The following is a 26,633-nucleotide window of genomic DNA, read 5'->3' as shown; positions in this document are numbered from 1 at the left end:
TACTGCTTTCCAGGTTACACCGTCAGAGTTATCTCGCGCGATATTTTTTGTGAAAGTTTGACATCTTGTCTTTTGACTGTCATCCAGAAGGCAGACTAAGCTAAGTGTTCGATTCCAGCCTGCTTTTATACGAAGGGTCAAAAAGTCCTTGATTCTGGGGTGGAAGACCTCCACCCTTTTTCGACATCTTAGTTCGACATCTTAGCTGAATTAATCCGCCGAGCCTATTTTGCTAAAGAAGGAGATTGAAAGAATGCGAACGATCGCGTTAGCTTTGCTATTGGTTGTTGCTATCTGTACTCTAATTTTTCCCAGTGCAGCTCTAGCAGCAGACATAGCCAATGGAGCCAAAGTGTTTAACAGTAACTGCGCTGCTTGTCACATGGGAGGGAGAAATGTGGTGATGGCGACAAAAACGCTACAGAAAGATGCTTTAGAAAAATATAGTATGAATTCCCTAGAAGCAATTATCAACCAAGTCACCAATGGTAAAAATGCCATGCCTGCCTTCAAAGGAAAATTAAATGCCCAGCAGATTGAGGATGTCGCCTCTTACGTGCTGGAAAAATCCGAAAAAGGATGGAGCTGAAATCAGTTGTCAGTTGTCAGTTATCAGTTGTCAGTTATTCAGTTGTCAGTGACTAGTGACTAGTGACTAGTCATTTCTCCTCTACCCCTCAGCTCCCGATCGCTCCCTCAGCTCTCCCCTCACTAGCTATGTATCGAGTTATTTTCATCTGCTGCGTGACATTTGCGGTTTTGCTGTTTCCGTTAAACGCTCAGGCTCAGCCAGCAGCGAATACTTTGGAGATGCATAACCATCAAACTAAATTTCGATCGGTAGAAGACTTATTCAAACAAGGAGTATATCAAACGCTAGTGGGAAAATATCGAGCTGCGATCGCAAATTTTTCTCAGGTTATTTTGCTCCAACCCGACAACGCTACAGCCTATGCTAATCGCGGTTTAGCGCTGGCTGCTAGGGGCGATCGCCAAGATGCATTAAAGGATTTCGATCGCGCTTTATCGCTAAATCCAGATTCGGCGATCGCCTATTACAACCGAGGTTTTACGCTTTCCAAGCTCGAAGACTATCACGGTGCGATCGCTGATTTTGACCGTGCTATTCGCATCGATCCTAAAGACCCAAGTGCTTATCACTGTCGGTGTCTCGTGCGTTATAAATTAGGTGACATGGTAGGTGTAGCAGAAGATTTACGCACGGTTGCTCAAATGTATTTGCAACGCGGCAAATTCGATGCTTATACCAGCCTGCTTGCTGAACTCAAATCTCTCCATGAATTAAGTCACCCGAAAAGGGAGCAGGGAGCAGGGAGCAGTGACCAGTTATCAGTGACCAGTTATCAGTGACCAGTTATCAGTGTAGAGACGTTACATGCCAATACGGTTCAGATAAGACGATCCCCCCTCGCCCCCCTTAAAAAGGGGGGAGTCGTAGCCCCCCTTTCTAAGGGGGGTTGGGGGGATCTCCGAGGATCGATTGCTTTTAACTGAACTGTATTGCGTTACATGCAACAACAAATTTATTAGTTATCGGTTCTTGGCAAGAGATTGGTACGTGGTACGCACTCTAATTTTGACTTTTGAATTTTGACTTTTGAATTTTGACTTGCTCTTTCCCCTATCCCTCACATTTTCTATTTAAGGGAGAAGCGTCAATGTAGACGCGCATTTCTCGCACGAGATCGTCTTCCATGCGAAAGACGATCGCGCATGGTATTGCGATCGCTTTGCTACGATCGCACGTATGAGTTGTTTCCATTTGGCAGATCACAGCATCGTCAATTTCCCAAATTTCATTGATCTCAAAAGAAGTTCGTGCGATCCGACTGAACTGATTTGCTTCGATTACGGATGCGATCGCGGCTTTCCCCACTGCCGGGGAATGATTGCCAAATCGATATAGGGCATCTTCAGTAAAATAAGTCATGGCACTCTCTACATCCATTGCCTCGAACAAACCGATCAAACTTCTGATAATCTCTGTTTGGGTAATAGCTGCCATACTGGATCGAAATTCCATGCTGAAATTAATCGAAAAGATGAAGGATTAAGGCTAAAAGCTATAACCTTAATGCCGCTCGGGTTTAGCTTGATGTCATCCTTAATTTCAAATTAAATGAAGCTCTTATTTTTTACAGCCTGAAAAAGTCAGAAGTTATCCACACCATCTCAATTGTCTCAATCGAGAAGTCATGAATCGTCTGAAAAAGTCAGATTTACTTGGTGCGTGGTGCGTGATGCGTGGTGCGTGGCAAGAGGTTAATGATAACTGATAACTGATAACTGATAACTGATTTAGAAAAGGCTTAATTTATTAAGATAAAATTAAAATATATAGAATTTTGAACTTTTAAGTATATGGGGGATTTGCGACTGATTTCTAGTGTAACTTAATAGGGAAACACAAAAAAATAAATACAAACCAGCGAAAAAAAACAAACTTAGCTTAGAACAGTCAAAATCATCAAAGAACAAATTTTTGTTAAAAAATGAACGTTGACGAAGCACTAGTAATTCTAGATGCATTTCTCGATCGGGGACTCAACGACATTCAGGAACTCGTCTTTCGCAAAGCCTGGGAAGGTCAGACATATCCCGAAATCGCCGAAAGCTCTGACTACGATGCTAATTACATTAAAGATGTAGGTTCTAAGCTATGGAAGTTGCTTTCTAAAGCTCTCTCAGAAGAAGTCACGAAAAGTAACTTTCGTGCTGTCTTGCGGCGGCGAGCTTCAGAAGTTAGGGAGCAGGGAGCAGGGAGCAGGGAGCAGGGAAAAAGAGAGTTGGGGGAGCAGAGGAGCGATAACCAGCCACTAGTCACCGTCAACCAACAACCAACAACACCTTATATAGACTGGGGCGAAGCGGTAGATGTAGTAACATTTTACGGGCGGAGTGAGGAGCTAGCTACTTTAGGACAGTGGATTGAGAACGATCTCTGTCGTTTAGTGGCAGTATTGGGTATGGGTGGCATGGGAAAAACTGCCTTATCGATCGCCCTAGCAGAAAACTTACAATCAGAATTTGAATATATTGTTTGGCGCAGTTTGCGTAACGCTCCGCCTCTAGCAGAATTACTCGGTGGGATCGTTCAATTTCTCTCTCATCAACAAGAAACAGCAGCGACATTATCCCAAGAACTCGATCGCTGTATCAGTATGCTGCTGGAATATTTGCGCCACCATCGCTGTTTGTTAGTACTAGATAACGTCGAAAGTATTCTGCGTGGAGGCGAACATGCAGGGCAATATCGGGAAGGATATCAAGCCTATGGCGAATTATTACAACGTATTGGAGAAGTCCGTCATACGAGTTGTTTAGTATTAACTAGCCGAGAAAAACCAAAAGAAATGGTCTTGCTCGAAGGTGAAACCTTACCAGTACGTTCTCTACAGTTGGAAGGTTTAAATATTGCCGCAGGACGAGAAATTTTTCGCGCCAAGGGAAATTTTGTCGGTTCTGATTTGGAATGGCAAAGGTTAATCGAGCATTATGCTGGGAATCCTCTTGCTTTAAAGATGGTAGCTGCGGGAATTCAGGATTTATTTGATAGCAATCTAACTATATTTTTATCAACCTTACGCACGGGAACATTAGTTTTTGATGATATCCGCGATTTATTAGAGCGGCAGATGTATCGGATATCAAAATTAGAAATAGAAGTGATGTATTGGCTGGCAATCGAACGGGAACCAATCGCTTTTACAGCACTGCGAGAGAATGTTTTGTCCTTAGAAGCCAAGCAAAAACTACCAGAAACTCTTCGCTCTTTAGGGCAGCGATCGCTGATTGAAAAAACTGCTACAGGCTTTACTCAACAACCAGTTGTAATGGATTTTGCGATCGATCGCTTTATCGATCGCCTCTGCGTGGAAATCGTTACAGGCGAAATTAATTTATTTAACAGTCACGCCATTCTTGAAGCGCAAGCGAAAGATTACATTCGAGATACACAAAATCGTCTGATTCTCATCCCAATTGTCGATAAACTTTTAGCTCAAACAAATCTCAATAGTGTTGTCGATCGCTTAGGGCAAATTCTAACTAGTTGGCGACAAAGATCGGCGCGATCGCCAGGATATTTAGCAGGAAATATTCTCAATCTACTAACTCATCTCAAGATCGATCTGCGGGGGTGGGATTTTTCCGATCTCGCTGTGTGGCAGGCATATTTAGCCGGACGCAACTTAAAACAAGTCAACTTTACCCGTGCCGATCTTGCCAAATCGGTTTTTACCGAAGATTTAAGCGTGACTCCAGCCGTAGCTTTTAGTCCTACGGGCAAGTTATTAGCAACAGGCGATGCTGATGGAGAAATTCGGCTGTGGCAAGTTACAGATTGGAAAAAACTGCTGACTTTTAAAGGACATACGAATTGGATCTGGTCGATTGCATTTAGTCCTGACGGTAGTGTTTTAGCAAGTGCCAGCGATGACAAAACAATTCGTTTGTGGGATACCCGTAGCGGTGAATGCCGTTGTATTTTGCCACATACGCATCGCATTTGGTCAGTTGCGTTCAGTCCCGATGGCAAAACTCTAGCTAGTGGGAGTGAAGATAGTACTGTCAAGCTATGGCATTGGCAGACAGGAGAATGCTGCCAGACTTTGTACGGACATGCGAACTGGATTAGAAGCGTCGCCTTTAGTCCCGATGGCAAAACCTTAGCGAGTGGTAGTGTAGACTGTACCGTGCGATGGTGGAATGTCGGCACGGGAGAGTGTATTAAAACCTTGCAGGGACATACAACTCAAGTCTGGTCAGTTGCCTTTAGTCCCGATGGCGAGATACTTGCTAGTAGTAGCGATCGCACCGTGAAGTTATGGCAAGTCAGTACGGGAGAATGTCTGCACACTTTATGCGGACATACCAACTGGATTAGAACGGTTGCTTTTAGCGCTGGGGGAGATATAGTAGCTAGCGGTAGCGAAGACTATACAATTCGACTCTGGGACGTACAGACTGGAGAATGCTGTCGCACGCTTTCGGGACATACAAATTGGATTAGATCTGTAGCTTTTAGTCCTGACGGCAAAACCTTGGCTAGCGGTAGCGGCGACCATACGATCAAGATCTGGAATGTTACGGATGGGAAATGTATTAAAACCCTTCAAGGGTACACTAGCCGCGTCTGGTCGGTTGCCTTTCATCCCCGTCCGTTAGCCTCACATCCAACCGGAATGCTAGCTAGCGGTAGCGACGATAAAACCGTGCGATTGTGGAACGTTGAAACGGGAGAGTGCGATCGCACGTTACACGGTCATGGTAATAGAGTCTGGGCTGTTGCCTTTAGCCCCGATGGGAAAACCATAGCCAGTGGTAGCGGTGACTTTACCATCGGGCTTTGGAATGCTGCGACAGGCGATCGCTACAACACGATCCAAGCTTACAGTGGTGTCAGATCTCTGGCTTTTCATCCCAATAGCGATATTTTGGCTGGCGGCTGCGATGACTATACGGTGAGGTTATGGGATATTCTCAGCGGGAAAACTCTGCATAAGTTGCAAGGGCATACTAACCGAGTTTGGTCAGTTGCCTTTAGTATAGATGGCAAATTTCTAGCTAGCGGTAGCGACGACCACACAATCAAGTTATGGAATATTGAAACTGGAGAGTGCTACGACACTTTACAAGGACATCACAACTGGGTATGGGCAGTTGCCTTTAGTCCTGACGGACAAACTCTGGCAAGTGGTAGCGGCGATCACACAGTCAAGTTATGGGATTGGCAAACCGGAAAATGTTACCAAACTCTCCAGGGACATACAAGCCGAGTTTGGTCAGTTGCCTTCAGCCCTGACGGGCAAACTGTAGCAAGTGGCAGCAGCGACTATAGCATCAAGTTGTGGAATGTCAAAACTGGCGAGTGCAGACATACCCTCCAGGGACACACCGATTTAATTTGGTCGGTTGCTTTCAGTACCGACGGACAAATTCTTGCTAGTGGCAGCCAGGATGAGACGATTAGACTGTGGGATGCAAATACGGGCAAATCTCTCAAGATATTACGAGCGCAAAGACCCTATGAAGGGATGAATATTGCTGGCGTAACTGCTTTGACTGAGGCGGCGATCGCTACATTAAAAGCTTTAGGAGCAACAGAATTGGTAATGGGTAGTTGGTAGTTGGTAGTTGGTAGTTGGTAGTTGGTAGTTGGTAATGGGTAGTTGGTAATTGCGTGGTGCGTGGTGTGGTAACTGATAACTGATAACTGACAACTGATAACTGACAACTGATAACTGATAACTGATAACTGTTATTCCCCTGCAACAATTCCTTCGCGACGGGGATCGGCTCCACCGACTAGACCTTTTTCGGTACGGACGATCGCATGGGAACCACTGATTTGTTCGACAACTTGCACGGTATGACCGATCGCTTCTAAGCTTTGTTGAAGGTTAACCAGACTTGTATTCGTCTCTAGTTCCGTTGCCCCGTCGCGATTGCCATAATGCGGTAATGCTACTGCTTGCTGGCTGTCTAATTTCCAGTCTAAAACGGCAATTAATGTTTGCGCGACGTAGTTGATAATTCGAGCGCCGCCAGCCGAACCAACCGCTATAACAAGCTTACCTTGGCGATCGAATACCATCGTGGGAGCCATCGAACTTCTGGGGCGCTTTCTCGGTTCTACCCGATTGGCGATCGCTTTTCCATCGGCTGTTGTGGGTGAAAAAGAGAAATCTGTGAGTTGATTGTTGAGCAAGAAGCCCCGTACCATCAATCTCGAGCCAAAAGTATCTTCAATACTGGTGGTCATAGAGACTGAGTTACCGTTGCGATCGACAATCGTTGTATGGCTGGTTGAGGGAAATTCGATCGCATTATCTTGTCCCCAAACTAACTTTTGCGGCGATCGCAATTCACCTGGTTCGGCATCGGTTAAGGCGCGTTGAGGATTAATCAGCTTGGCGCGATTATTTAAATATTCGGGATCGATTAATTCATTAACTGGTACGGGAACGAAATCAGCATCAGCCATGTATAAGCCTCTGTCGGCATAAGCTAGCCTTCCTGCTTCGGCAAATAAATGCACCGCTTGGGTTGATTCTGGCTTGAGGGTGGATAATTGGAAGTTTTCCAGCATACCAAGAATTTGCAACACGGTTAAACCGCCAGAACTAGGTGGTCCCATGCTGCATACTTTGTAAACTCGATAAACTCCACATACGGGCGATCGCTCTTTGGCTTGGTATGTTGCTAAATCATCAGTTGTTAAGTCTCCTGGTACGGCAGCTTTTTGGACTGCATTCGCAATGTCTCTGGCAATTTCACCCCGATAAAAGGCATCAGCACCAAAATTAGCAATGCGGCTCAATACTTCAGCATAAGGACGATTGACGAGAATTGTCCCCACAGGTTTAGGCGTGCCATCTGCTTGATAGAAATAGCTGCGAGCTGGTTCTAGGTTTGGTAGATACTTTTCTTTGCTCAGGCGATCGTACAATAGAGGCGAAATGGGAAAGCCTTGCTGCGCCAGTTGAATTGCGGGTTGAAATAGTTCTCGCCAAGGCAACTTACCATGTGCTTTGTGTACCATTTCCAGCATCCTGACTACCCCAGGCACGCCGACAGACTTTCCACCTACAACTGCATCGTAAAATTGGAGTGGTTTGCCATCTGCATTTAGAAAACGATCTGGTCGAGCCGCTGCTGGAGCCGTTTCGCGACCATCATAAGTACGAACTTGTTTGCGTTTGGCATCGTAATAAGTCAAAAAAGCCCCGCCACCAATCCCAGAATACTGCGGTTCGACTAAACCCAGTACCATTTGAATGGCGATCGCCGCATCAACAGCACTACCTCCCCGCCGCAGAATATCGCTACCTGCTGCCGCTGCTAGCGGGTGAGCTGCCACTGCCATATACTTTTGAGTGCGTATGACTTTGCGAACCGCGCGATCGGTGCTAATTACTGGTGCAACTGGCTCTTGTCCTACAGTTGGAGATAGGGCTGTACTGAAGACAAGCGCTAGTAAACTAAAGGAAAGACAAAATTTATTTGCTTTCATCAGCGCAATACTACTTCTTGTTAGCAGGATACCACCCTACGAGGATCGCTCAAGCAATATCGGGAGGAATTTGATTGAAAGGACTAGCAGGAGTCGATCGCGGTTGCATTTGCAGCTTGATTAACTTTTGCAATTCTCCCCGTTGAATTTCCGTTCCCCGATTTAGCTCTCCTGGGGTATCGAAGAAAATGATACTGTCTACAGTTTCCAGCGCAAAAAGCTGAAATAATATGTGAGTGACGGGTAAGGGTGAAGCAACAATCTCCGGGTCTTGTTCCGAGACGGCTACAGCTGAAACATCTGCCAGCGTGGGGAAAGCATAAATAACGCGCTTGGTCACTTTCGTGTTAGCGCGATCGCTTAACGTAGTGACTACCCAGTCTTGATGTAAGTTTTGCAAAATATAGTATTCTAAATGGCGCAGCCTGCCAGCCAGCAGTACCAATACGGGAGCGACAGCAGCAACAACTTGCGGAGTCACGCCATCTTGAGGCGCTTCGTCAATCAGGACTTTAATTTGTCGGTCTAAATCCATATGACATAAAAGCTGCTACTATCACCCTGAGTTTACCCTATTATCAGTTGTCAGTTATCAGTTATCAGTTATTAGTGGTAAGCGGCAGCGTGGCGCTTTGGCTGGAAGAATCTAGTCACCAGCCACTAGTCACCAGCCACTAGTCACTACTCACCACTGAGAGCAAATAGGGGATGCATCGATCGCATCCCCCACTTTAGCCAAACTTAATATTAGCTAGCACTTATTGATAGTACTTCAGCTCTGCTTCCAATTGAGAGGTCAAGCGATTGTCTCCCTTGGCTTTGGCAGCTTGTAAGCGCCGTTCTAAGCTTTCCAAAATATTCGAGCGATGAACGCTTGCTACCTCTTTGTAGCTTGGCTTTCTACTTGCATTCATGATTATTTACTCCTTGCTTCGATCTTTTTCTAGCCTTCAGTACCTACTTCTGATGCTGTGCGTTGTAGCATGGACTGCTGGCGGTTGTGTTGCTTCTGACGATTCAAGCTCATTAACAATCTTGCTTGGGCAGAAACAGACACGCGATCGGATTTAGATTGAATACCAATATTGTTAGATTTCATATTCGCCTCTTTCTTGTTGTTGTGTTACGAATGAGGCGCGTTCCTTCGAGAGTTTTTCTCTACTTCCGTCCCTCCACTGGAGAGATGAACGATTTATCCTTTACATTCATTACAATATCAGTCATTTTTCTCATTTGGGTCTATCTGAGGACGGAATGATGCATAAATCTAAATAAGTTAATGTAACTTAAACTACAAACTTTTTAATTTGGCTAATTAATTATATAGCAGGAGCGGAAGGCGGAAGGCAGAAGGCAGAAGGAAAACCCTTGTATTTTAAAGGTGAGAGTTTACTTTGATGTCTTAACTTGCTCGCGCTTTGTTATAAAATTTGTCAGGGTAATTTGATGATAAACCTTTGTACTGACTGGAATGACGCGGTAAACCTGCCCCTATGATGAAACTTGTCAGGGCAGGTTTTCCCGCAATTTCTGCGATTCTGGCGGGAATGACGCGGTAAACCTGCCCCTACAAGGGATATTTGAATTTTTAAATTCTGTTTCGTGTCTCCTATTTTCTGTTTCCTGTCTCCTTTTACTGTGACAAGTTATACTAAGTATGGCTTTCATCCTCAGCAACCTATGGACGCTGAAACAGCTTTGGCATGGGTGGATAATCTCATATTGACCAAAACTGGCGAAGGGTTAAATTCTCTACAAAAACACATTCTTCAGCAGGTTTGGCAAGGACGCAAATACCCTGAAATTGCAGCGTACTGCGGTTATACAGAAGGACACGTTAAAGATGTTGGTTCCCATCTGTGGCGCGTACTGTCTCAAACTTTAGGAGAGAAGATTAATAAGATTAACTGTCGTGCGGTTTTAGAACGATGTCTGCATACATCGAAAGATAAGGGAAATCTGCACGCCAGAGATTCTACAGTAATTTGCGATCGCGTACAAAATGATTGTAGGGGCGCACAGCTGTGCGTCTCTACTGAAAAGACAAATTTCGTCGGCAGAACCGAAGCGATCGCGCACCTCGATCGCCTGGTAAGTTTGGATAGTAAGGCGATTGTCATTCAGGGTGAAGGCGGATTGGGAAAAACCACCTTAGCACAGCAATACTTGCAAACTCAAAATTTTGAAGTGGTGCTAGAACTACTAGTAGCAAAGGAAACACAGCATTTAACTTCTGCTGAACGAGTTGTAGAAGAGTGGCTGAAACAAGACTTACAAGAGGAACCAGGTTTAGAATTTGGTGTGACTTTAGATAGACTCAAACGCCAGTTGCAAACGCGACGGATAGGGGTGTTAATCGATAACTTAGAACCTGCATTAGATCGCCAAGGACGTTTGATCGATTCCCATCGTAGCTATGTAGAGTTGTTTCGGATTTTAACCGATCCGAAAGTACAATCCGTGACTTTAATCACAAGTCGCGATCGCCTGTGCGAACCGAGTTTAAATATAGAACACTACCGTTTACCTGGTTTAGATCTTCCAGCATGGCAGCAATATTTTAGTTACCGTCAAATTGCAATTGACTTACCAACAATCCAACAGATACATCAAGCCTATGGTGGTAATGCTAAAGTCATGGGAATTCTTTGCGGTACAATTCAAGCAGATTTTGCAGGTGATGCGATCGCCTATTGGCAAGAAAATCATACCGATCCCTTGGCTGTCACCGATTTGAAAAATTTAATTGACAGTCAATTTCACCGCTTGCAAACACTGGATCTGCTAGCCTACCGCTTATTGTGTCGCTTAGGATGCTATCGCTACCAAGATGTACCCAAAATCCCTACTCAAGGGGTTTTAAATTTATTGTGGGATGTACCACCCCAACAGCAACGACAAATTATGACAGCTTTACGCGATCGCTGTTTACTTGAATTTCAACAGGGGGAATACTGGCTGCATCCAGCAATTCGTGCTGAGGCAATCGCGAGGTTGCGTGCTAGCGATGAATGGATACTTGTGAATTGTAAAGTCGCAGAATTTTGGACAGATAGCGTAGCAACAATCGACACCATACAAGATGCTTTACAAGCTCTTGAGGCATACTATCACTATATTGAAATTAACGATTTTGAATTAGCGGCTAGAGTTATTCTTAAAAGTAGAAATAATCAATGGGGACAGTTTTTACCTCTGGGTGGAACGTTGTACCGTATGGGTTTAATTCAACCTGTTTTGGGGGCAATAACTCAAGTTGTCCAAAATTTGCCATCCCATCCTTGTTTGGGAGAATTATACAATATACTAGGAGATTTATATTGGACTGCTGGTAAAATTTACGCAGCGATAGAATGTCAAGAGAAAACCATCAATCTAGCGACTCAATTATTACAATCTTTAGAGTTTGGTCAGGACGATCGCTACAAATTATATTACTTAAAAATGCTAGAAATAGATTCTCTACTCAGTATGGGACTCTACAATATAGATTTATGGGAATTGGAGACAGCCGCAAAATTATTTCAGCAAGTTATCGATTTAGCTCAAAATACAACTCATCATCGCTGGGCAGAAAAAGCTAGCGTATGTTTAGCTTTAGTAAATTCTTATTTAGGTTCATATCAAACAGCGTATAATCTAGCAGAACCGATTTATAGCTCAATCATAACTGAGTTCAATAAACAAAGTGGAAGTTTTGCTTATTTTGTTCAAATTCTAGGTCAAACTTATGTCAATTTAGGTAATAGACATAAAGCGCAGGAGATGTTTTCTCGTTCCCTATCTGATGCAGAAAAAAGCCATTATTTACAAATTAAAGCTAAAACGCTGACTGGATTAGCAGAAAGCGATCGCCAACAGTATTTATTTGAACGAGCTTTGGGTGAACATGCAGAAGCAATAGAAATTTTGGAGCAAATTGGTGCAAAATGCGATTTAGCTGAAGCTTATTTTCAGTTAGGATTGACTTATACAAGTATGAAAGAGTTGGAAAATGGGCAGCGAAATTTAGAGCGATCGCTTCAGTTATTTACGCGGATGAATGTACCAAGACAAGTAGAAAAAGTTTTGCAAGCGAAAATCGGCGAATAGAATTCGCGATTACACAGACGAAACCCGCCTGCGCGGGTTTTGGAGCTGTGCATAATAAGATTCTTAGCCTCCCTTTTTAAGGGGAGCCACTTGCGTGCGGAGGTGTCCCCGCTACCGCAAAGTGGCGTGGGTTGGGGGGATCTTCTATGGCGTAGTAGTATTAGTTGGTGAGGCTACACACTCACACATCGTTCAGCTTCACGCGCTGCAACAACCAGCACCAAACAAAGAGCCGCTATAGCTTTTTGCCACTCTTGCCTAACTTGCACATCTTCCACACCTTCAAACACTCGTACCAGAGAAGGAACGGATCGTTCCATCGCCAAACGCGGAACTGGACGATGGAGATCTACTAAGCGCGATAGACTTTCTTGATTATTGACAAAACCAATGACCCATTTTGTTGTATGCTCTGGACTATCGGGAACGCGCTTCACACCCAACTCTGTTTGTAGCCAGTGATAAAAAGGAGGTAATCGCTCAGCTAAAACGCTACCAGCGATCGGTAAAGTTTGCTTTAGTAACGAAACATCTAAGCTACTTAACTGTTGTTGTATTTCGGGAGAATTTAGACATTCAGTAAGAGGTTGGGAGAGTAAGGCTTCTAAACGATCGCGCGACAAATCTAAGTGTTGGACAAAAGTGTCTAAAGTAGGCTGCATCATTTCAAATCCAAAAGACAACTGAAACTTTTTGGGATTGAGTAGAGTTTCTATTGTGCGATCGCCTGAATAGTAGCGAAATCTGCAAATAGCTATGTGTTTTGTATTCCTTTCAACTCATCCTGCTACCAATTTGCCAGGAATGTATGGTGTTGTCTTTGAGGTAGCTCATAGGAGAGCGATTTTTTTTGGGGGAGATGGACTGGCAATGCGGTAAGATGACCCAATGTCAGATTCTGAGCAACTTGCCATCTACCAACTTCAGATTGTTATCCTGGGCATCAGTCCCATGATTTGGCGTAGGGTAAAGATCCGCAGTGACAGCACAATCGCCGATTTGCGTTACATTATCCAGATAGCAATGGGATTGTATACCGCACGTTATTTGGTAAGTTACATCTTAAATGCCATCGACTATTTCACTGCCCGTGCCAAGAACAGCCAACTCGTAGCTTTAACCCATTAGCCGACTTACTACCAGAACGCACTTCAACAGAACTATTGTACCTAGAGTCCAAGTTTGGCTCTTTGATGTCTTACGGACTCTGTGTGAAACTATTGCAGGAAGTACTAGCAACAGAAGAAGAAATCAACACTACATCGGTACGGAATAACTTACACTCAATTGGTCAACGTTTAGAGGACGAATTGAGTGAAGAAAAAGGAGGAGACATCGAAGGTTGTCCAAGAGATTGGCAGGAATTGCCCCGACCTGATTTACCTTTGGTACTGGGAATGGATGGCGGATATGTTCGTTCCTACGACAAAACATTGCTTTCCAAAGGGAATTTTGAAGCTCTCGTTGGTAAGAGTAGAAAAGCAGACGGTACATCCAAGCAATTTGGGGGAGTTTATTGTTACGATACTAAACCCCAGCGTCGGCTCTTTGAGGTCTGAAAATCTCCAGGAATGCAGATGAATCAACAAGTAACTTTCCTATCAGGCGGTGATGAGAAGAGCCGCGAACTACAGTTCGCTCTCAACCAAACGCAGATATTTACTGGATTGGTTTCACATCACCATGCGGCTGACAGTGATGAATCAAATGGCAAAAGGACTTAGCAAAAAAGTCCCGAACTAGAGAAAGACATACCCGCAGCTTTGACGTAAGGGGCTGAAGCTAGGGCGGCGTTTCAACTTGTCTTGAAACGCCGCCCTCATTATTGTCTCTGGTTTCCACCTGCGCTCAGCATTTCTGCAGGTTTACGTAGCCTCAAAGTGCGATCGCCCGACGATCGGTTGAAGTTACGCTTAGAAACCCCTCGAAGAGCTTTGCGCTAAGACTGAGCGAAGGTCATAGCGGTCAAGGTTCATCACCTTGTCCCATGCCGCCACAAAGTCATGCACAAACTTCTGCTGCGAGTCCTCAGATCCGTAGACTTCCGCGAGGGCGCGTAACTGAGAGTTTGAGCCGAAGATGAGATCGACACGGGTAGCGGTCCACTTGAGTTCGCCTGTCTTGCGACTGCTCCCCTCGAACTCATATTCATCTTCAGTAGTCGCCTTCCACGTCGTGCCCAGGTCAAGCAGGTTCACAAAGAAGTCATTGGTCAACGTTTCTGGACGATGGGTAAAGACACCGTGCTTCGATCCTCCAAAGTTCGCACCCAGAACGCGCAAGCCGCCCACGAGAACCGTCATCTGAGGGGCTGACAGGGACAGCAATTGCGCCCGATCGACTAGCAACTCCTCAAGCGATTCGCTGTGTTTACCGCTAGAGTAGTTTCTGAACCCGTCCGCGGTTGGCTCAAGCACGGCGAAGGACTCGACATCTGTTTTCTCTTGCAGCGCATCCGTGCGTCCCGGCTTGAAGGGAACCGTCACGTCGTGACCGGCATTTTTCGCCGCTTGTTCGACACCTGCACATCCGCCCAGAACGATCAAATCAGCGATCGAAACCTGCTTTCCGCCAGATTGCGAGCTGTTGAACTCCTGTTGGATCGCCTCTAGGGTTTGCAGCACCGTTGCCAGTTGAGTCGGCTGGTTAACTTCCCAATCCTTCTGAGGCGCGAGACGAATCCGCGCTCCGTTGGCTCCACCGCGCATGTCAGAGCAGCGGAATGTTGACGCCGATGCCCAAGCGGTCGAAACGAGTTGGGAGACGGACAATCCCGAAGCAAGAATCTTGTCTTTGAGAGCAGCGATGTCCTGCTCATCAATTAATTCATGGGTGACTGGGGGAATGGGATCTTGCCACAAGAATTCTTCTGCTGGCACCTCTGGGCCGAGATAGCGCGATCGGGGCCCCATGTCGCGGTGCGTCAGCTTGAACCACGCCTTGGCAAACGCCTCAGCAAACTCATCTGGGTGTTCGAGGTAATGCCGCGAAATCGGTTCGTAGATGGGGTCCATCCGCATGGCCATATCCGCCGTAGTCATCATTGGGGCGTGGCGTTTCGACGGATCGTGGGCATCGGGCACCGTATCCGCACCAGCGTCGCCCTTGGGCTTCCATTGCCACGCGCCAGCGGGGCTCTTGGTCAGCTCCCAGTCATATTTGAACAGGGTTTCGAGATAGCTGTTGTCCCACTGCGTCGGGGTCGGGGTCCATGCGCCTTCGATGCCGCTAGTGATCGCATCAACGCCGATACCCGTGTTAAAGGTGCTCTTCCAGCCAAGTCCCTGATCTACGATGGTAGCACCCCCAGGATCGGCACCGACGTGCGTCGCCTCGCCCGCACCGTGACATTTACCAAAGGTATGCCCACCAGCGGTGAGCGCAACCGTTTCGGCATCGTTCATCGCCATCCGACCAAAGGTCTCGCGAATATCGCGCCCTTCGCCAACCGGATCGGGCTCGCCGTTCGGTCCTTCCGGGTTCACGTAGATTAAACCCATTTGAACGGCGGCAAGGGGATTCAGGAGTACCTGGTCATCGTCATAACGCTCTCTGCCAAGCCAGGCGTTCTCAGACCCCCAGTAGATGTCCTCTTCTGGCTGCCAAACGTCCACACGCCCGCCCGCAAAGCCGATCGTCTTGAAGCCCATCGACTCAAGGGCGCAGTTGCCTGCGAAGATCATCAGGTCAGCCCAGGAGATTTTCTTGCCGTATTTCTGCTTGACGGGCCAAAGTAACATGCGCGCCTTGTCAAGGTTGGCATTGTCGGGCCAACTGTTGAGCGGCTCAAACCGCTGGCTACCCGAACCTGCGCCACCGCGACCGTCGCCAATTCGATACGTGCCGGCGCTGTGCCACGCCATCCGGATGAAGAGCGGTCCATAATGACCGTAGTCGGCTGGCCACCAGTCCTGAGAGGTGGTCATCAGCTCGAAGATATCTGCCCTCAGGGCAGCTAAGTCAAGGCTCTTGAACTCCTCAGCGTAGTTGAATGCCTCCCCCATAGGATTAGCCTGGGGTGAGTGCTGGTGAAGGATGCTCAGATTCAAATACTTCGGCCACCAGTCTCGGTTCGACGGCTTATGACGAGCTGTAAGTTTCTGACCTCCGCTTGTAAACGGGCATCCGCTTTCGCTGCTCATATTATCTCCTGTCTTTGGAAAAACGCTCATCTACGGTTGCAAATTAGAGCTACCGAGAAAGCGATTTAAATTATCATGAAATAGTCACGGATTTAATCATAATCGATATGAGTCCGTTTTAGCGGCACACTTAAGCTATTGTAACAAGTGCGATCTCCAATCTCCCGTAGTGCGATCGCCCGCGGCGTAGGTTGGCTTAACGACAGAGTAAACCCAATACGCTCTCCTGTTACATTCAATCCCCTGTAGCCGATTCAACCCCATCGGTTACAGTCAACTGGATGCGATCGTTGTCCTTCCCAATCATTCACATTGCATCTGATACCAATTTACTCTTTGACTACGACAAAAGAGATCCCCCCAACCCCCCTTATCAAGGGGGGCTAGTTCAGATCTTCTGCAGCATAGTTTTAGTAAAATGGTATGAGCATCCCCTTCAGGGGATGCAGGTGGATGTTGGGTTTTGCCGACTCAACCCAACCAACGTGAGAGAGACGATCGCACTGGCGCAAGGTAATGGGCAAGGTGTGAGCAGGCATATGAATCGCGGTTTTCAATTGGATAAAACACACGACCGTAGGGGCGCACGACTGTGCGCCCCTACAGATGTCATGCACGCAATCGAGAATTGCTATGAATCGCCTTACATCCTTACTTGTGTAGGACTACTGAAGGTGCTAGAGTGAAACTAAAGAAATATGTTTAGAAAGTTAATTCCGCAATTCTCTTTTGTCTGAGCCAACCGGAGAGATCGGGAAAGGGAGTTTAGATATGACTGAATTTGTGCAACAAAAAATAGCGTCAAAAGAAACTGGTGTAAGCCAGGAGCATCCATTAACAGTTAGGAACATCTGCGGGTTTGGTATGGTTTACAGCATCCCAGCAGTGGATTGAACTGGAGGGTCACGGTGTTACTGCGATCGCTCCAAGCCAGAGTCCGTTCAGGCTTGGAGCGAGCTAACCTACACTCCACATACTCCCGCGCTGTTGCTGTTTGTGGGGAGACAGTCTTGATAAGTACCTCTAGCGGTCCATCTGGTGCTAAGGCAGCAATTTATCGGCGATCGCTCGACCGAGCGGGGACTTTCGAGAAGTGCGATCGAGGTTTGCCGCAGTGGTTTTCGCACAACATTGATACGGGAAGCCTTGTGGCGTTAAAGGATAGAACTGTTTTTGGTACGAGTAACGGTCAGATCTTCCTATCAGAGGATGCTGGCTTGACATGGAAACAGTTCGCCTCAGATCTGCCACCAATTCACTGCTTGAATTTTTCATGACGCAGCCACAAACAATCTTTTAGGAAGAGGAATGAATATTGAGAATCTTCTTAGAATGGACTCCAGTTCTAATTAAAGAGGAGAGGAGTTATGACAGATCGAAAACAAGAAAAAGTTACCTCTGAAGTTCAACAAAAAGTGTCACCAGAAGTAGAAGTTAAATCTCCTGCGGCTGAGGACAGTGAAAACCCAGAAGATCCTATTTCAGAAGCAGGTGAAGTTCCTAAAACAGGTGATGCGCCTGCTGATTGATAGAACTTTTCGCGTATTCATGTCTCGATAATGGCGATCGCGTTACGATCCGCAATCCATCTGGTAACTACAGTGCTTCTCCCAGTACTATCTACATTTTCCACCAAATGACTCGCCAAAAAAGTAGACAAAGTACATACCACTGTAAGCGATCGCCACTCTGCTTATCTGGTAGAGCTTTTAACTTCTAACTTTTGACTTACTTAACAATGTCTCATGGCAGGTGTAACGTGTTCTGCTTCTGTGTCGCGATTCACCCCTGGATGTTGTACTGTAAGCACAGAGCAGGGAGCGTGATGCAGGACGTAGTTGCTGACACTACCCATAAACAATTCGCTCAAACCAGAATGACCCCGACGACCCATAATAATTAAGTCAGCTTGCCAATTTCGCGCAAACTCGCAAACAGTACGGCTAGGACTACCAGCTATCTGACTAAACTCCGTTTTCACTCCCGCCGCAGTTGCTTCATCTGTAAGACTTTGCAGCATCTCCAGTCCTTTATTAGCAAACTCTTCCCATCGCTGGCGCTCCATTTGTATGATTTCGCTACTCATCCCATATCCCTGATAGTAGTCTGCATGGGACATCATATAAATATCTGGGCTACCCTCTTCTTCAGCAGAAAGTACGTGTAATAGCATGACGTTGGTATTAAGTGGCTTTGCTAAGCCTAGTGCTGCCTCAAAAACGCTTCGATTGAGGCTAGAAGTATCGAGCGCTACTAATATTTTTTGAAACATATGAAGTTATCTCCAAATATGTCATTGGTCATTGATCGTTGGTCATTGGTTATTCGTCATTTGTCATTTGTTACTACTCCCTACTAATTTAGTCATAGTAAAAAACTTTGAGGAAGTTGTGAGGATGTTAGTCAGAATTTAGCCAGCTCACTTTTTTATCTATCGCCACACCATCCAAAATTGTATGTCCCTCGTAACTGTTAGCCCGAGATTGAATGACAATATAGACCAAATCTTTATCTGAAATACTTCTGAGAGTTCTCTCACCGTCAGGAGCAACTCGTACTACTGTACCTTCCACGATTGGAAAAACTTTACCATCAATTTGAAATTCTCCTTTACCTTGTATAAAGAGATAAACTTCTTCATTTTGCTTGTGTTTATGATAAAAGGGAATTGCTGCTTTTGCTGGTAACTTATTGAAGGATATTTCGCAACTTGTTAAGTCTAGAATTTGCTTGATAAATAACTTGCCCTCAACTTCAATTGCTCTCGATGGTAGCTGAAATACAAAACGATTTAGTTGTGACAACTTACCTATATTGGCTACAGTAGCGTTTTCGCTTCGCTGAACTTCGCAGTCAATTGCTGTCATGATTCTAAGCCTCTTAAGATTTTAAGTTCTACTAGCAATAACTTCTATTTCGACTTTGACTCCCTTGGCTAAAGCAGATATACCAATGGTCGATCGCGCTGGCAGCTCGGTATCAAAATAGCTAGCATACACTTCGTTAACCGAAACAAAATCAGTCATATCAGTCAAGTAAATAGTTGCCTTGACTATATCTTGCAACTGTAAACTAGCCGCAGCTAAAACAGCTTTAATATTCTCCATTAAAAACTCAGTTTGTTCTGCCGCCGAACCTGAAATTGCCCTATCGTTTTGAGCATCATAAGCCAGTTGTCCCGAACAAAATACCAAACTTCCTGTATCGATTGCTTGGGAATAGGCTTTGACAGGAATTGCTACCTCTGGCGCGTACACGACTTATTTACGCATGATTTCAATTATTTGAAATTGCGATCGCCCGACACCCAAACGAGCCGAAACAGCAGATAATTGCTTTATTTGCCTGGTTAGACAAGTATTTGGCAAAACCCGAATGTTATGGTTGTCCGTTCTTGGTGACAGCATCGGAATTACCAGAACTAGAACATCCTGCTCACCAAATGGCTGTCGCAAACAGGCTCGCAATTCGCGATCGCCTAGTATCTTTAGCTGAAGTGGTAGGAGTAGACAACCCTAAACAGTTAGGCGTTCACCTCCTCTTATTAATTGACGGCGCATTTACCCAACGGCGCTTATTTGGAATTGAAGGTTTTGATGTAAGATTGAAGCCTATTGTGACTCAATTAGTCGATGCTGATTGATATCTACAATTTTGGGGAGTGGCTAGTGAACTAGATTCTTTATCTAGTCACAAGTCACAAGTTACTAATCACTGATAACTGATAACTGATAACTGACTTGACTACGCAATTTTCCTTCCAAGTTTCTACTCGTTGCAGCCAAACCAAAGCCCGTGCAGGTGTCTTTTACACTCCTCATGGTGCGGTTGAAACTCCTCGCTTTATGCCCGTAGGGACGCTAGCAAATGTGAAAACCATCACTCCCGCACAGCTTCAGGAAACGGGGGCGCAGATGGTTTTGGCAAATACCTATCACTTGCATTTACAGCCTGGGGAAAGCATTGTCGAAAAGGCTGGAGGGTTACACCAGTTCATGCGCTGGAATCAACCAATCCTAACTGATTCTGGCGGCTTTCAAGTTTTCAGCTTGAGCGAAATGCGTCAGATTACCGATGATGGGGTGATATTTCGATCGCCTCATGACGGACAAATGATTAATCTAACCCCAGAGCGATCGATCCAAATCCAAAATGCTTTGGGTGCTGATGTGATTATGGCATTTGATGAATGTCCGCCCTATCCCGCCAGTCGCGAGGCAGTTGAAGCGGCGACACAACGGACGTATCGCTGGTTAGAACGTTGTATTAGCGCCCACCAGCGCCCCGATCAAGCGTTGTTTGGCATCGTCCAAGGGGGAATCTACCCAGATTTACGGGCGGCGGCGGCTGAGGCTTTGGCAGGGTTAGATTTAGTTGGATATGCAATTGGTGGCGTAAGCGTAGGGGAACCACCAGAACTAATTGCCAAGATCGTACAAGCCACAACCCCGATGCTACCAGTAGATAAACCCAGATATTTGATGGGGGTGGGGACGTATAAAGAAATGGCACAAGCGATCGCATCTGGTATGGATCTGTTTGACTGCGTGATTCCTACACGCCTTGCCCGTCATGGTGCAGCTTTGGTAAAGGGTGAACGGTGGAATTTAAAAAATTCTCAATATCGAGAAGATTTTCAACCTTTAGATGAAACTTGCCCTTGCTATACTTGCCAAAATTTTACGCGGGCGTATATTTCTCATTTGGTGCGATCGCAGGAAATTTTAGCTTATACTCTGTTGACCATTCATAATATTACAGAATTGGTTCGGTTTACCCAAAAGATTCGCGAGGCAATAATTAGCGATCGGTTCGCGACAGAATTTGCTCAGTGGTTGAGTTAATAATTGGAGACAAACTGCGATCTCCTGGACTGGTTTTGCCGACAATGCCGGGGCAATCGTTGCCAAAGCACGCGGAATGAACGCTGCAAGGATGCAACCTACTATAGATAATACTGAGATTTATAGATTGATGTATAGAAGTTTATTTACTAAAACTTTGCCGTCCAACTCTCCTTAAAAGTGCTATCTTCTGGGGCAGAGATCGTACCTGCCTTGCGATCGCCTCTAGCTTAATTATTTTTTTAACTAACGAGTGGTTATCTAGTTTTAAGCTAAAAGAAGTTAGTCAAAATTTGCCTGCGTTTAGTAAAGATTTATCAAGTTTTATGGGCTTACCTTTTCATGTGCCGAATCGCAGTACTAGATGACGATCGCAATTGGTGCATAGCACTTCAGCGCTTTTTGAAAAACACCTTTGAAGTGTCTGTTTTCAATGATGCCAACTCGCTCATCGAAGATTTGATTCAAGATGTGCGGCAATATGACTTAATTATGGTCGATCTGTCTCTGCCACCCGATGCTTACGGAGAAATTGACGGGCGGAAATTTATTCGCTATATCAGAGAAGTTTTACTAGAACCTCCAATTCTCGTGTTAGTGACCGCATTTATTGGAAAAAATGAATTGAACAGTGGCGAGATTTTCTGTAAAGAAGCTGACGCTTTCTTAGCTAAAGATGCAGGGTTAGATGAGATTTCACGGCAATTGCAAGAATTATTAGTAAATGGGTAATCAGTTATCAGTTGTCAGTTATCAGTTATCAGTTGACTTGTGACTTGTCTTGCTCCCTTGTCTTCCTTGTCCCCGACTCCCGACTCCCGACTTCCAAAAATATGCGACCCAAAAAACATCAGAATCGAGTGGGACTGAACCGAAATTCTCTGTTAAATCAGATTACGAATCGCATCCATCAATCTTTGGAACTACAGCAGATTCTCTCTGTTGCGGTGCAGGAGATTCGGGCATTTTTACAAATAGATAGAGTCAAAGTTTATAAATTTCATCCTGACGGAACAGGACAAGTTATTGCCGAAGCGATCGCAGCAAAGCGCTTACCATCTTTACTAGGATTGCACTTTCCCGCAGATGATGTTCCTCCCCACGCACGGGAGATGTTTGTCAAAATTGGGGCGCGATCGATTGTGGACGTTCCCCAACAACAGATTAGCCTCAGCTATTTGAAATTCCCAGAGACTACGGGAGATTTGACAGTAGAAGAAGTTCAACAAAAAACCATCACAGAAATTCTCCAACGCCCCGTCGATCCTTGTCACGTCGAATATCTCACAGCTATGGGGGTGCAGTCTTCCTTAGTCATCCCAATTCTTCACGATCGCTCCTTGTGGGGGCTGCTAGCTTGTCACCACACGCAACCCAAAACTTTTCGTCAGGAACAATTAGACGTGGTGCGACTTGTTGTAGAACACCTCGCGATCGCAATTTCTCAATCTCAACTACTGACGCAAGCACGCGAAAGAGCTATTCGCCAAGAATTAATCAACAAAATTTCGACTCTCCTCCACTCTCCCCACTCAATTCAAACAATTTTGCAAATTGCCCTTGAAAGTATTGTCAACAGCGTTGATGGTTCTGGTGGTAGACTATATCTTTGTCCTACAGGGCAAGCACAAATCACAGAAATTTATACTGATAAAGCCCAACCTCAAGGAATGTTGGAGAACGCTCCATTTTGGCAACAGTTGATGGCTGGTGTTGGTAGAAATCCCCAGCACGAGTATGTAGCGATCGCCAATCTTTATCAAGCGCCAGAGTTACAAGAGGTTGTTTCCGCCTTTCAAACTACGAATATCCGCAGCCTATTTGTTATGCCCTTGCATTATGGTAGTGAAACCTTGGGTTGCCTGACCATTTTCCGCGATGCGATCGATACTGATATTACTTGGGCGGGAAGATTCGATCCTGACGAACGTATTTCCAGAGTAAGGGATTCTTTCCAGGCTTGGCGAGAATTGAAACGAGGACAAAGCAAAGAATGGACGAGTTCGGAAATAGAATTAGTCCAAGCCCTAGCCAATCATCTTTCGCTTGCCGTCATGCAACATCGATTGCATGAATACGAACGACAACAGAGGCAATTGTTAGAAAGACGTAATCAAGAACTGAATACCGCCCGCACCCTGGCAGAAGAAGCCAATCGCCTCAAATCAGATTTTCTCTCCTCCACCAGTCATGAATTACGCACGCCTTTAGCAGCCACGCTTAATTATTTGAAATTGCTCAAAGAAGGGCTTTACTACAACGAAATAGAGTTAAAAGAATACATTCAAATTGCCTATCAATCAGCAGAAAATCTCGTCACCTTAATTAACGATATTCTCGATCTGGCAAAAATTGAAGCCGGAAGATTGGTGATGCATTGGGAAGAATTTGAGCTAATGCCTCTATTGACAGAACTACAACGTTTATTTCAAATTGAGAGCAACTGTAAAGGAATTCCCTTAAGTATAGATTGTCAAGTGGAGCGGATTTATGCCGATAAATTTCGACTGCGACAAGTTCTAACTAACCTCTTGGCTAATGCCTTTAAATTTACCGAAACTGGGCAAGTTTGCATTCGGGCAATTACCAAAACGGACGAACCAGCAATTGAAATTTCGGTAACTGATACTGGAATTGGGATCGAACCAAGCCAAGCAGAAGTGGTATTTGAGCCTTTTGTCCAAGCAGACGGTTCGGTGAAACGGCGCTATGGAGGTACGGGTTTAGGCTTAACCGTGTGTCAGCGTTTAGTAGAACTGATGGGAGGAAAAATCAGTCTAGAGAGTCCAGGTTTAGGACAAGGCACGAAAGTTACTTTTACTCTTCCTGTGAAAAAGTGATAATTTGTCATTTGTCATTTGTCATTTGTCATTTGTCATTTGTCATTTGTTATTGGTATCTAGAGTATCTCTGTCAAATCACTACTCCCTGCTCCCTACTCTCTGCTCCCTACTCCCTGCTCCCTGCTCCCTAATAACTGTATATAATTGCGATCGCGCTCTAATTTTTCTTCGTAGCCTGCTTGAATATTCTCTTAGTTGATGACGATTACACATTGGCTCGTAGTACTGCCAAACTCTTGCAACGTCTGGGGGGACATTACGTTTACATTACAGACGATCCAGCAGAAATCTTCCGGCGTTGTCAGACGCAAGCTGTTGATTTGGTGATCATGGATATTAATTTGCCAGATGCACAGTGGCAAGGTCAAGCTGTTAGTGGTGCTGATATTTCGCGCGTGTTAAAAAATCAAGCGCAAACAGCCCGAATTCCGATTATTCTCGTAACAGCTTACGCTTTGGCAGGCGAACGTCAGTTTCTGCTTGCTGCTTCCCAAGCTGACGAGTTCGTGGCTAAGCCGATTACTGACTACAACTCTTTTCTAAACCTCATTCGTTACCTTGCGAATAGTGAGTAGTTATCAGTTATCAGTTATCAGTTATCAGTTATCAGTTACTTACGACTTACGACTTACGACTTACGACTTACGACTTAACAGGTGGTAATTCGTGCAAAATTGTAAACCGAATATGATTAATTGCTAAGTCACCAATCGAAACTTCTTCTTTATTTAGCGGTACGCCATTGCTTTTCACCGTTTCAAAAGAAATACCTTTGCCAATTTCAATGTGATACCAGGCTAAACCCATAAAAAATCTGGCAGGGTAGGGACCTTGTTCTACTACGTCGTCGGGATTTGATTCCATCGGCAACCACAAGTCTAGTCCTGGTAAGTAAAATTCTACCCAAACGTGGTTAAAGTCCGGTTGCAGGGGGACTTGCTGGTGTTCGGCATAGGGAGGACACTTGTAGCGTCCGATTGTACGACAAGCGATTCCATTTAAGCGCATCAAAGCCAGTAAAACACCAACATATTCGCCACAGGAACCAACACCGCGATCGAGAACAATATCGGGTGTGTCGATGTGAGGTTTAATCCCATAGGATAATTGGTCGTAGACGTAATTACGGATACTGTACATCTGGCGCAGGATATTGGTTTCGCTACCGATCGCCTCGCGAGCAGCACGACGGACGATGTATGATTCCATTGCTAATTCATCATCATCTACCAAATAACGCTGGGCAAATTCTGGCGGGAGAGGAGGGATATTTTCTACTTCTCTTGGAGCAATGCGATACTTGATGCTGCGGACTTCAACGATCGCTTTCCAACCGAAAAGATGGCGATCGCCTGTTGTTAAACGATCGAATTTAAATACTGCAACTCGCTGTCCTTCTTGGATTTCTTCTGTAAAAGGCAGACCAATCGGTTCAACGTGGACGACTTTTTGACGGTCGGTGGATGCAGGTAAGGCAATTCGCCACTCTACCTGTTCTAAGTCTACTTCGTCTAGCGGCGATAATTCCTCAGCATAGACCATTTCGATCGCGTAGCCGTTGGAAAGAGCGTAGTGTCCTTGGGAGTTGTAGTGGTATTGCAGCGGATGGATAAAGGTGCGATCGCGATAGGTTAATTCGTGCGATGGGTCTAAGTTAGGATTATCCCTGATATACGCCTCTTCTGATGCATAAGCGATGTAGAGTAATGTTTCGTTAGTTTGTGGCTGGGTATAAAAAGTTAACCCCGTAGGGCATTCAAACGGAGTCAGGACGCTAAATTGAATGTCTCCTGTGGCGCGATCGAGACAGTATACTGTCTGTTCCGTGCGATCGCATACCCACAAATGCTCTTCCTTAACTGTAATGTTTTCTATCCCTACCCCTGGAGCAAAAAATCTGGTAATTTGTCCCCCTGTATTGCTGTCAAAAATTAAGATATAGCCTGCTTTTTGACAAGTGATGTAAATCGTCGATCGCCATACCGTGACTCCATCGGCAGTGTAAGGTAAGGTAACAAAAGGTTTGAGTTTAAACTCTCCCCACTGGCAACAGTAAACCGTATCGTCCCGCGTACACCATAGCGTGTCTTCCCACACTGAGATTCCCGTTACGTCAACAAACTCTTCTGCGGTTTGCCAATTCAAAATTGTGGTGTTGTCACTCACTGGATCGATTTGCAGCAAATACCCTTTGACCTTATCAATGGCTAACAGGCGATCGCCATAACTGGCAATACCATGCAAGGCAGCTGCACCAAAAGGTCTAATTGTCCGTTGCCAAAGGGGTTGAGTCATATGCGTGCGTAAGGGGACAAGAGAGAAGTCAGGAGTGGTAGGGGCTGGTTGAGCAACAGATTCATCGCTGGTGACAATAAATCTTGGTTCAAAACTCACCCGTACTTCCAAAGGGAAACACGAAAGTATATGAATTGCAATTTTATACTGTCTGTGGAATACAGTTAAGTACCGAAAGAGACAGGAAGCAAGTATTAAGGTGCAGCGTTCCAATCTCCGCTTAATGGGCAACTGCTTCTATAATTACAATTTAAATAAAATCAATCGAATCAATATTTACTTTTTTCATCTAATTTGATAGTGTGAACTCTGCCCACTTTTTCTGCAAGATTAAGTAGGGTGGGTATTGCCCGCCCTACTTTACTGTTCGCTCCTAAATTAC

Annotated in this window: 28 protein-coding genes, 1 pseudogene and 1 riboswitch; of the genes and pseudogenes, 16 read left to right on the top strand and 13 right to left on the bottom strand. The window is 45.3% G+C overall.

Annotation, left to right across the window (positions count from 1 at the left end):
- Nucleotides 1-253: 253 nt before the first annotated feature.
- Both petJ and QH73_RS11635 read left to right on the top strand, forming a co-directional pair.
- Complete coding sequence (gene petJ, locus QH73_RS11640) at nt 254-589, top strand: cytochrome c6 PetJ (protein WP_039716307.1); 336 nt, start codon at nt 254-256, stop codon at nt 587-589.
- Between the two features lie 62 nt (nt 590-651).
- Nucleotides 652-1,371 carry a tetratricopeptide repeat protein gene (locus tag QH73_RS11635; RefSeq protein WP_132866939.1) on the top strand — a complete coding sequence of 240 codons (720 nt, stop codon included), beginning with the start codon at nt 652-654 and terminating at the stop codon, nt 1,369-1,371.
- A 271-nt stretch (nt 1,372-1,642) separates the two neighbouring features.
- Here the strand turns inward: QH73_RS11635 and QH73_RS11630 are convergent, their stop codons facing one another.
- Complete coding sequence (locus QH73_RS11630) at nt 1,643-2,044, bottom strand: nuclear transport factor 2 family protein (RefSeq protein ID WP_201278079.1); 402 nt, start codon at nt 2,042-2,044, stop codon at nt 1,643-1,645.
- Between the two features lie 469 nt (nt 2,045-2,513).
- Here QH73_RS11630 and QH73_RS11625 point away from each other — a divergent pair, with 469 nt between their 5' ends.
- Nucleotides 2,514-6,149, top strand: a complete 3,636-nt coding sequence (locus QH73_RS11625; protein WP_039716308.1) for a WD40 domain-containing protein — start codon at nt 2,514-2,516, stop codon at nt 6,147-6,149.
- Here the strand turns inward: QH73_RS11625 and QH73_RS11620 are convergent.
- The 5 genes from QH73_RS11620 to QH73_RS11600 form a co-directional block, all read right to left on the bottom strand.
- Entirely contained in the window at nt 6,100-6,294 is a 195-nt protein-coding gene (locus QH73_RS11620; protein ID WP_236146967.1) for an alpha/beta hydrolase, read from the bottom strand. The two genes, QH73_RS11625 and QH73_RS11620, sit on opposite strands and share 50 nt — an antisense overlap.
- Nucleotides 6,281-8,035 (bottom strand): gamma-glutamyltransferase, encoded by a 1,755-nt coding sequence (gene ggt / locus QH73_RS11615; RefSeq protein WP_132866936.1) that lies wholly within the window; start codon nt 8,033-8,035, stop codon nt 6,281-6,283. Before ggt ends, QH73_RS11620 begins: the two co-directional genes overlap by 14 nt.
- 49 nt (nt 8,036-8,084) lie before the next feature.
- Nucleotides 8,085-8,570 carry a hypothetical protein gene (locus tag QH73_RS11610; RefSeq protein ID WP_039716310.1) on the bottom strand — a complete coding sequence of 162 codons (486 nt, stop codon included), beginning with the start codon at nt 8,568-8,570 and terminating at the stop codon, nt 8,085-8,087.
- 223 nt (nt 8,571-8,793) lie between these two features.
- Nucleotides 8,794-8,949, bottom strand: a complete 156-nt coding sequence (pirA, locus tag QH73_RS11605; RefSeq protein WP_165587668.1) for an arginine synthesis PII-interacting regulator PirA — start codon at nt 8,947-8,949, stop codon at nt 8,794-8,796.
- A 29-nt stretch (nt 8,950-8,978) separates the two neighbouring features.
- The gene (locus QH73_RS11600; RefSeq protein ID WP_165587667.1) at nt 8,979-9,134 is read right to left on the bottom strand and encodes a hypothetical protein; all 156 of its coding nucleotides are present in this window, start codon (nt 9,132-9,134) and stop codon (nt 8,979-8,981) included.
- Nucleotides 9,135-9,168: 34 nt separating this feature from the next.
- A riboswitch (Glutamine riboswitch) is annotated at nt 9,169-9,227 on the bottom strand.
- Between the two features lie 488 nt (nt 9,228-9,715).
- Here QH73_RS11600 and QH73_RS11595 point away from each other — a divergent pair.
- Nucleotides 9,716-12,127 (top strand): helix-turn-helix domain-containing protein, encoded by a 2,412-nt coding sequence (locus QH73_RS11595; protein WP_039716311.1) that lies wholly within the window; start codon nt 9,716-9,718, stop codon nt 12,125-12,127.
- 173 nt (nt 12,128-12,300) lie between these two features.
- Here QH73_RS11595 and QH73_RS11590 read toward each other — a convergent pair whose 3' ends face one another.
- Nucleotides 12,301-12,789 (bottom strand): hypothetical protein, encoded by a 489-nt coding sequence (locus tag QH73_RS11590; protein WP_039717625.1) that lies wholly within the window; start codon nt 12,787-12,789, stop codon nt 12,301-12,303.
- Nucleotides 12,790-12,883: 94 nt separating this feature from the next.
- Here QH73_RS11590 and QH73_RS28765 point away from each other — a divergent pair, with 94 nt between their 5' ends.
- The 3 genes and pseudogenes from QH73_RS28765 to QH73_RS11580 all read left to right on the top strand — a co-directional run.
- Nucleotides 12,884-13,006 carry a hypothetical protein gene (locus QH73_RS28765; RefSeq protein ID WP_286194088.1) on the top strand — a complete coding sequence of 41 codons (123 nt, stop codon included), beginning with the start codon at nt 12,884-12,886 and terminating at the stop codon, nt 13,004-13,006.
- A gap of 9 nt (nt 13,007-13,015) precedes the next feature.
- Nucleotides 13,016-13,255, top strand: coding sequence for an IS1096 element passenger TnpR family protein (locus QH73_RS29160; protein WP_039716312.1), 240 nt, complete (start codon nt 13,016-13,018; stop codon nt 13,253-13,255).
- A pseudogene (locus QH73_RS11580) lies at nt 13,144-13,893 on the top strand (ISKra4 family transposase); the annotation flags it as partial. The gene QH73_RS29160 and the pseudogene QH73_RS11580, both read left to right, overlap by 112 nt.
- A gap of 147 nt (nt 13,894-14,040) precedes the next feature.
- On the opposite strand, the gene katG reads toward QH73_RS11580, so the two are convergent.
- On the bottom strand, nt 14,041-16,269 hold the full coding sequence (katG, locus tag QH73_RS11575; protein ID WP_039716313.1) for a catalase/peroxidase HPI: 2,229 nt from the start codon (nt 16,267-16,269) through the stop codon (nt 14,041-14,043).
- 449 nt (nt 16,270-16,718) lie between these two features.
- On the opposite strand from katG, the gene QH73_RS11570 reads away from it, so the two are divergent.
- From QH73_RS11570 to QH73_RS11555, 4 genes are all read left to right on the top strand, one after another.
- Nucleotides 16,719-16,955, top strand: a complete 237-nt coding sequence (locus tag QH73_RS11570; RefSeq protein ID WP_132866934.1) for a hypothetical protein — start codon at nt 16,719-16,721, stop codon at nt 16,953-16,955.
- Nucleotides 16,956-17,159: 204 nt separating this feature from the next.
- Nucleotides 17,160-17,546, top strand: a complete 387-nt coding sequence (locus tag QH73_RS11565; protein ID WP_132866932.1) for a beta propeller repeat protein — start codon at nt 17,160-17,162, stop codon at nt 17,544-17,546.
- A 90-nt stretch (nt 17,547-17,636) separates the two neighbouring features.
- Entirely contained in the window at nt 17,637-17,798 is a 162-nt protein-coding gene (locus tag QH73_RS11560) for a hypothetical protein (protein WP_165587666.1), read from the top strand.
- Nucleotides 17,795-17,989: a hypothetical protein gene (locus QH73_RS11555; RefSeq protein WP_165587665.1), complete on the top strand. Its 195-nt coding sequence runs from the start codon at nt 17,795-17,797 to the stop codon at nt 17,987-17,989. Before QH73_RS11560 ends, QH73_RS11555 begins: the two co-directional genes overlap by 4 nt.
- Before the next feature lie 12 nt (nt 17,990-18,001).
- Here QH73_RS11555 and QH73_RS11550 read toward each other — a convergent pair whose 3' ends face one another.
- The 3 genes from QH73_RS11550 to QH73_RS11540 all read right to left on the bottom strand — a co-directional run bounded on the left by QH73_RS11550 (nt 18,002) and on the right by QH73_RS11540 (nt 19,526).
- Nucleotides 18,002-18,541 (bottom strand): universal stress protein, encoded by a 540-nt coding sequence (locus QH73_RS11550; protein ID WP_039716315.1) that lies wholly within the window; start codon nt 18,539-18,541, stop codon nt 18,002-18,004.
- A gap of 127 nt (nt 18,542-18,668) precedes the next feature.
- Nucleotides 18,669-19,136, bottom strand: a complete 468-nt coding sequence (locus QH73_RS11545; RefSeq protein ID WP_039716316.1) for a cupin domain-containing protein — start codon at nt 19,134-19,136, stop codon at nt 18,669-18,671.
- Nucleotides 19,137-19,157: 21 nt separating this feature from the next.
- Nucleotides 19,158-19,526 carry a Rid family detoxifying hydrolase gene (locus QH73_RS11540; RefSeq protein WP_063777345.1) on the bottom strand — a complete coding sequence of 123 codons (369 nt, stop codon included), beginning with the start codon at nt 19,524-19,526 and terminating at the stop codon, nt 19,158-19,160.
- Nucleotides 19,527-19,630: 104 nt separating this feature from the next.
- Here QH73_RS11540 and QH73_RS11535 point away from each other — a divergent pair, with 104 nt between their 5' ends.
- From QH73_RS11535 to QH73_RS11520, 4 genes are all read left to right on the top strand, one after another.
- Nucleotides 19,631-19,912, top strand: a complete 282-nt coding sequence (locus QH73_RS11535; protein WP_201278078.1) for a hypothetical protein — start codon at nt 19,631-19,633, stop codon at nt 19,910-19,912.
- 97 nt (nt 19,913-20,009) lie between these two features.
- Nucleotides 20,010-21,113, top strand: a complete 1,104-nt coding sequence (gene tgt, locus QH73_RS11530) for a tRNA guanosine(34) transglycosylase Tgt (protein ID WP_052290140.1) — start codon at nt 20,010-20,012, stop codon at nt 21,111-21,113.
- 342 nt (nt 21,114-21,455) lie between these two features.
- Nucleotides 21,456-21,845, top strand: a complete 390-nt coding sequence (locus tag QH73_RS11525; RefSeq protein WP_039716317.1) for a response regulator — start codon at nt 21,456-21,458, stop codon at nt 21,843-21,845.
- A 128-nt stretch (nt 21,846-21,973) separates the two neighbouring features.
- On the top strand, nt 21,974-23,953 hold the full coding sequence (locus QH73_RS11520) for an ATP-binding protein (protein ID WP_309476473.1): 1,980 nt from the start codon (nt 21,974-21,976) through the stop codon (nt 23,951-23,953).
- An 81-nt stretch (nt 23,954-24,034) separates the two neighbouring features.
- On the opposite strand, the gene QH73_RS28760 is transcribed toward QH73_RS11520, so the two are convergent.
- On the bottom strand, nt 24,035-24,169 hold the full coding sequence (locus QH73_RS28760) for a hypothetical protein (protein WP_286194087.1): 135 nt from the start codon (nt 24,167-24,169) through the stop codon (nt 24,035-24,037).
- Here QH73_RS28760 and QH73_RS11515 point away from each other — a divergent pair.
- Nucleotides 24,169-24,531, top strand: a complete 363-nt coding sequence (locus QH73_RS11515) for a response regulator (protein WP_236146966.1) — start codon at nt 24,169-24,171, stop codon at nt 24,529-24,531. The two genes, QH73_RS28760 and QH73_RS11515, sit on opposite strands and share 1 nt — an antisense overlap.
- 67 nt (nt 24,532-24,598) lie before the next feature.
- Here the strand turns inward: QH73_RS11515 and QH73_RS11510 are convergent, their stop codons facing one another.
- Nucleotides 24,599-26,251, bottom strand: coding sequence for a transglutaminase-like domain-containing protein (locus QH73_RS11510; protein WP_039716320.1), 1,653 nt, complete (start codon nt 26,249-26,251; stop codon nt 24,599-24,601).
- Between the last annotated feature and the right edge of the window lie 382 nt (nt 26,252-26,633).

The organism is Scytonema millei VB511283 (genome assembly GCF_000817735.3).
Classification (GTDB): Bacteria; Cyanobacteriota; Cyanobacteriia; order Cyanobacteriales; family Chroococcidiopsidaceae; genus Chroococcidiopsis; species Chroococcidiopsis millei_B.
This window is presented reverse-complemented; position numbering and strand designations above follow the sequence as displayed.

Excerpts from the sequence above, each read along its gene's own strand:
- petJ (WP_039716307.1), top strand. The coding sequence starts at position 254 with ATGCGAACGATCGCGTTAGCTTTGCTATTGGTTGTTGCTATCTGTACT.
- QH73_RS11630 (WP_201278079.1), bottom strand. The coding sequence starts at position 2,044 with ATGGAATTTCGATCCAGTATGGCAGCTATTACCCAAACAGAGATTATC.
- QH73_RS11625 (WP_039716308.1), top strand. The coding sequence starts at position 2,514 with ATGAACGTTGACGAAGCACTAGTAATTCTAGATGCATTTCTCGATCGG.
- ggt (WP_132866936.1), bottom strand. The coding sequence starts at position 8,035 with ATGAAAGCAAATAAATTTTGTCTTTCCTTTAGTTTACTAGCGCTTGTC.
- QH73_RS11610 (WP_039716310.1), bottom strand. The coding sequence starts at position 8,570 with ATGGATTTAGACCGACAAATTAAAGTCCTGATTGACGAAGCGCCTCAA.
- pirA (WP_165587668.1), bottom strand. The coding sequence starts at position 8,949 with ATGAATGCAAGTAGAAAGCCAAGCTACAAAGAGGTAGCAAGCGTTCAT.
- QH73_RS11600 (WP_165587667.1), bottom strand. The coding sequence starts at position 9,134 with ATGAAATCTAACAATATTGGTATTCAATCTAAATCCGATCGCGTGTCT.
- QH73_RS11595 (WP_039716311.1), top strand. The coding sequence starts at position 9,716 with ATGGACGCTGAAACAGCTTTGGCATGGGTGGATAATCTCATATTGACC.
- QH73_RS11590 (WP_039717625.1), bottom strand. The coding sequence starts at position 12,789 with ATGCAGCCTACTTTAGACACTTTTGTCCAACACTTAGATTTGTCGCGC.
- QH73_RS28765 (WP_286194088.1), top strand. The coding sequence starts at position 12,884 with ATGTGTTTTGTATTCCTTTCAACTCATCCTGCTACCAATTTGCCAGGA.
- QH73_RS29160 (WP_039716312.1), top strand. The coding sequence starts at position 13,016 with ATGTCAGATTCTGAGCAACTTGCCATCTACCAACTTCAGATTGTTATC.
- katG (WP_039716313.1), bottom strand. The coding sequence starts at position 16,269 with ATGAGCAGCGAAAGCGGATGCCCGTTTACAAGCGGAGGTCAGAAACTT.
- QH73_RS11560 (WP_165587666.1), top strand. The coding sequence starts at position 17,637 with ATGACAGATCGAAAACAAGAAAAAGTTACCTCTGAAGTTCAACAAAAA.
- QH73_RS11550 (WP_039716315.1), bottom strand. The coding sequence starts at position 18,541 with ATGTTTCAAAAAATATTAGTAGCGCTCGATACTTCTAGCCTCAATCGA.
- QH73_RS11545 (WP_039716316.1), bottom strand. The coding sequence starts at position 19,136 with ATGACAGCAATTGACTGCGAAGTTCAGCGAAGCGAAAACGCTACTGTA.
- QH73_RS11525 (WP_039716317.1), top strand. The coding sequence starts at position 21,456 with ATGTGCCGAATCGCAGTACTAGATGACGATCGCAATTGGTGCATAGCA.
- QH73_RS28760 (WP_286194087.1), bottom strand. The coding sequence starts at position 24,169 with ATGTGTAATCGTCATCAACTAAGAGAATATTCAAGCAGGCTACGAAGA.
- QH73_RS11510 (WP_039716320.1), bottom strand. The coding sequence starts at position 26,251 with ATGACTCAACCCCTTTGGCAACGGACAATTAGACCTTTTGGTGCAGCT.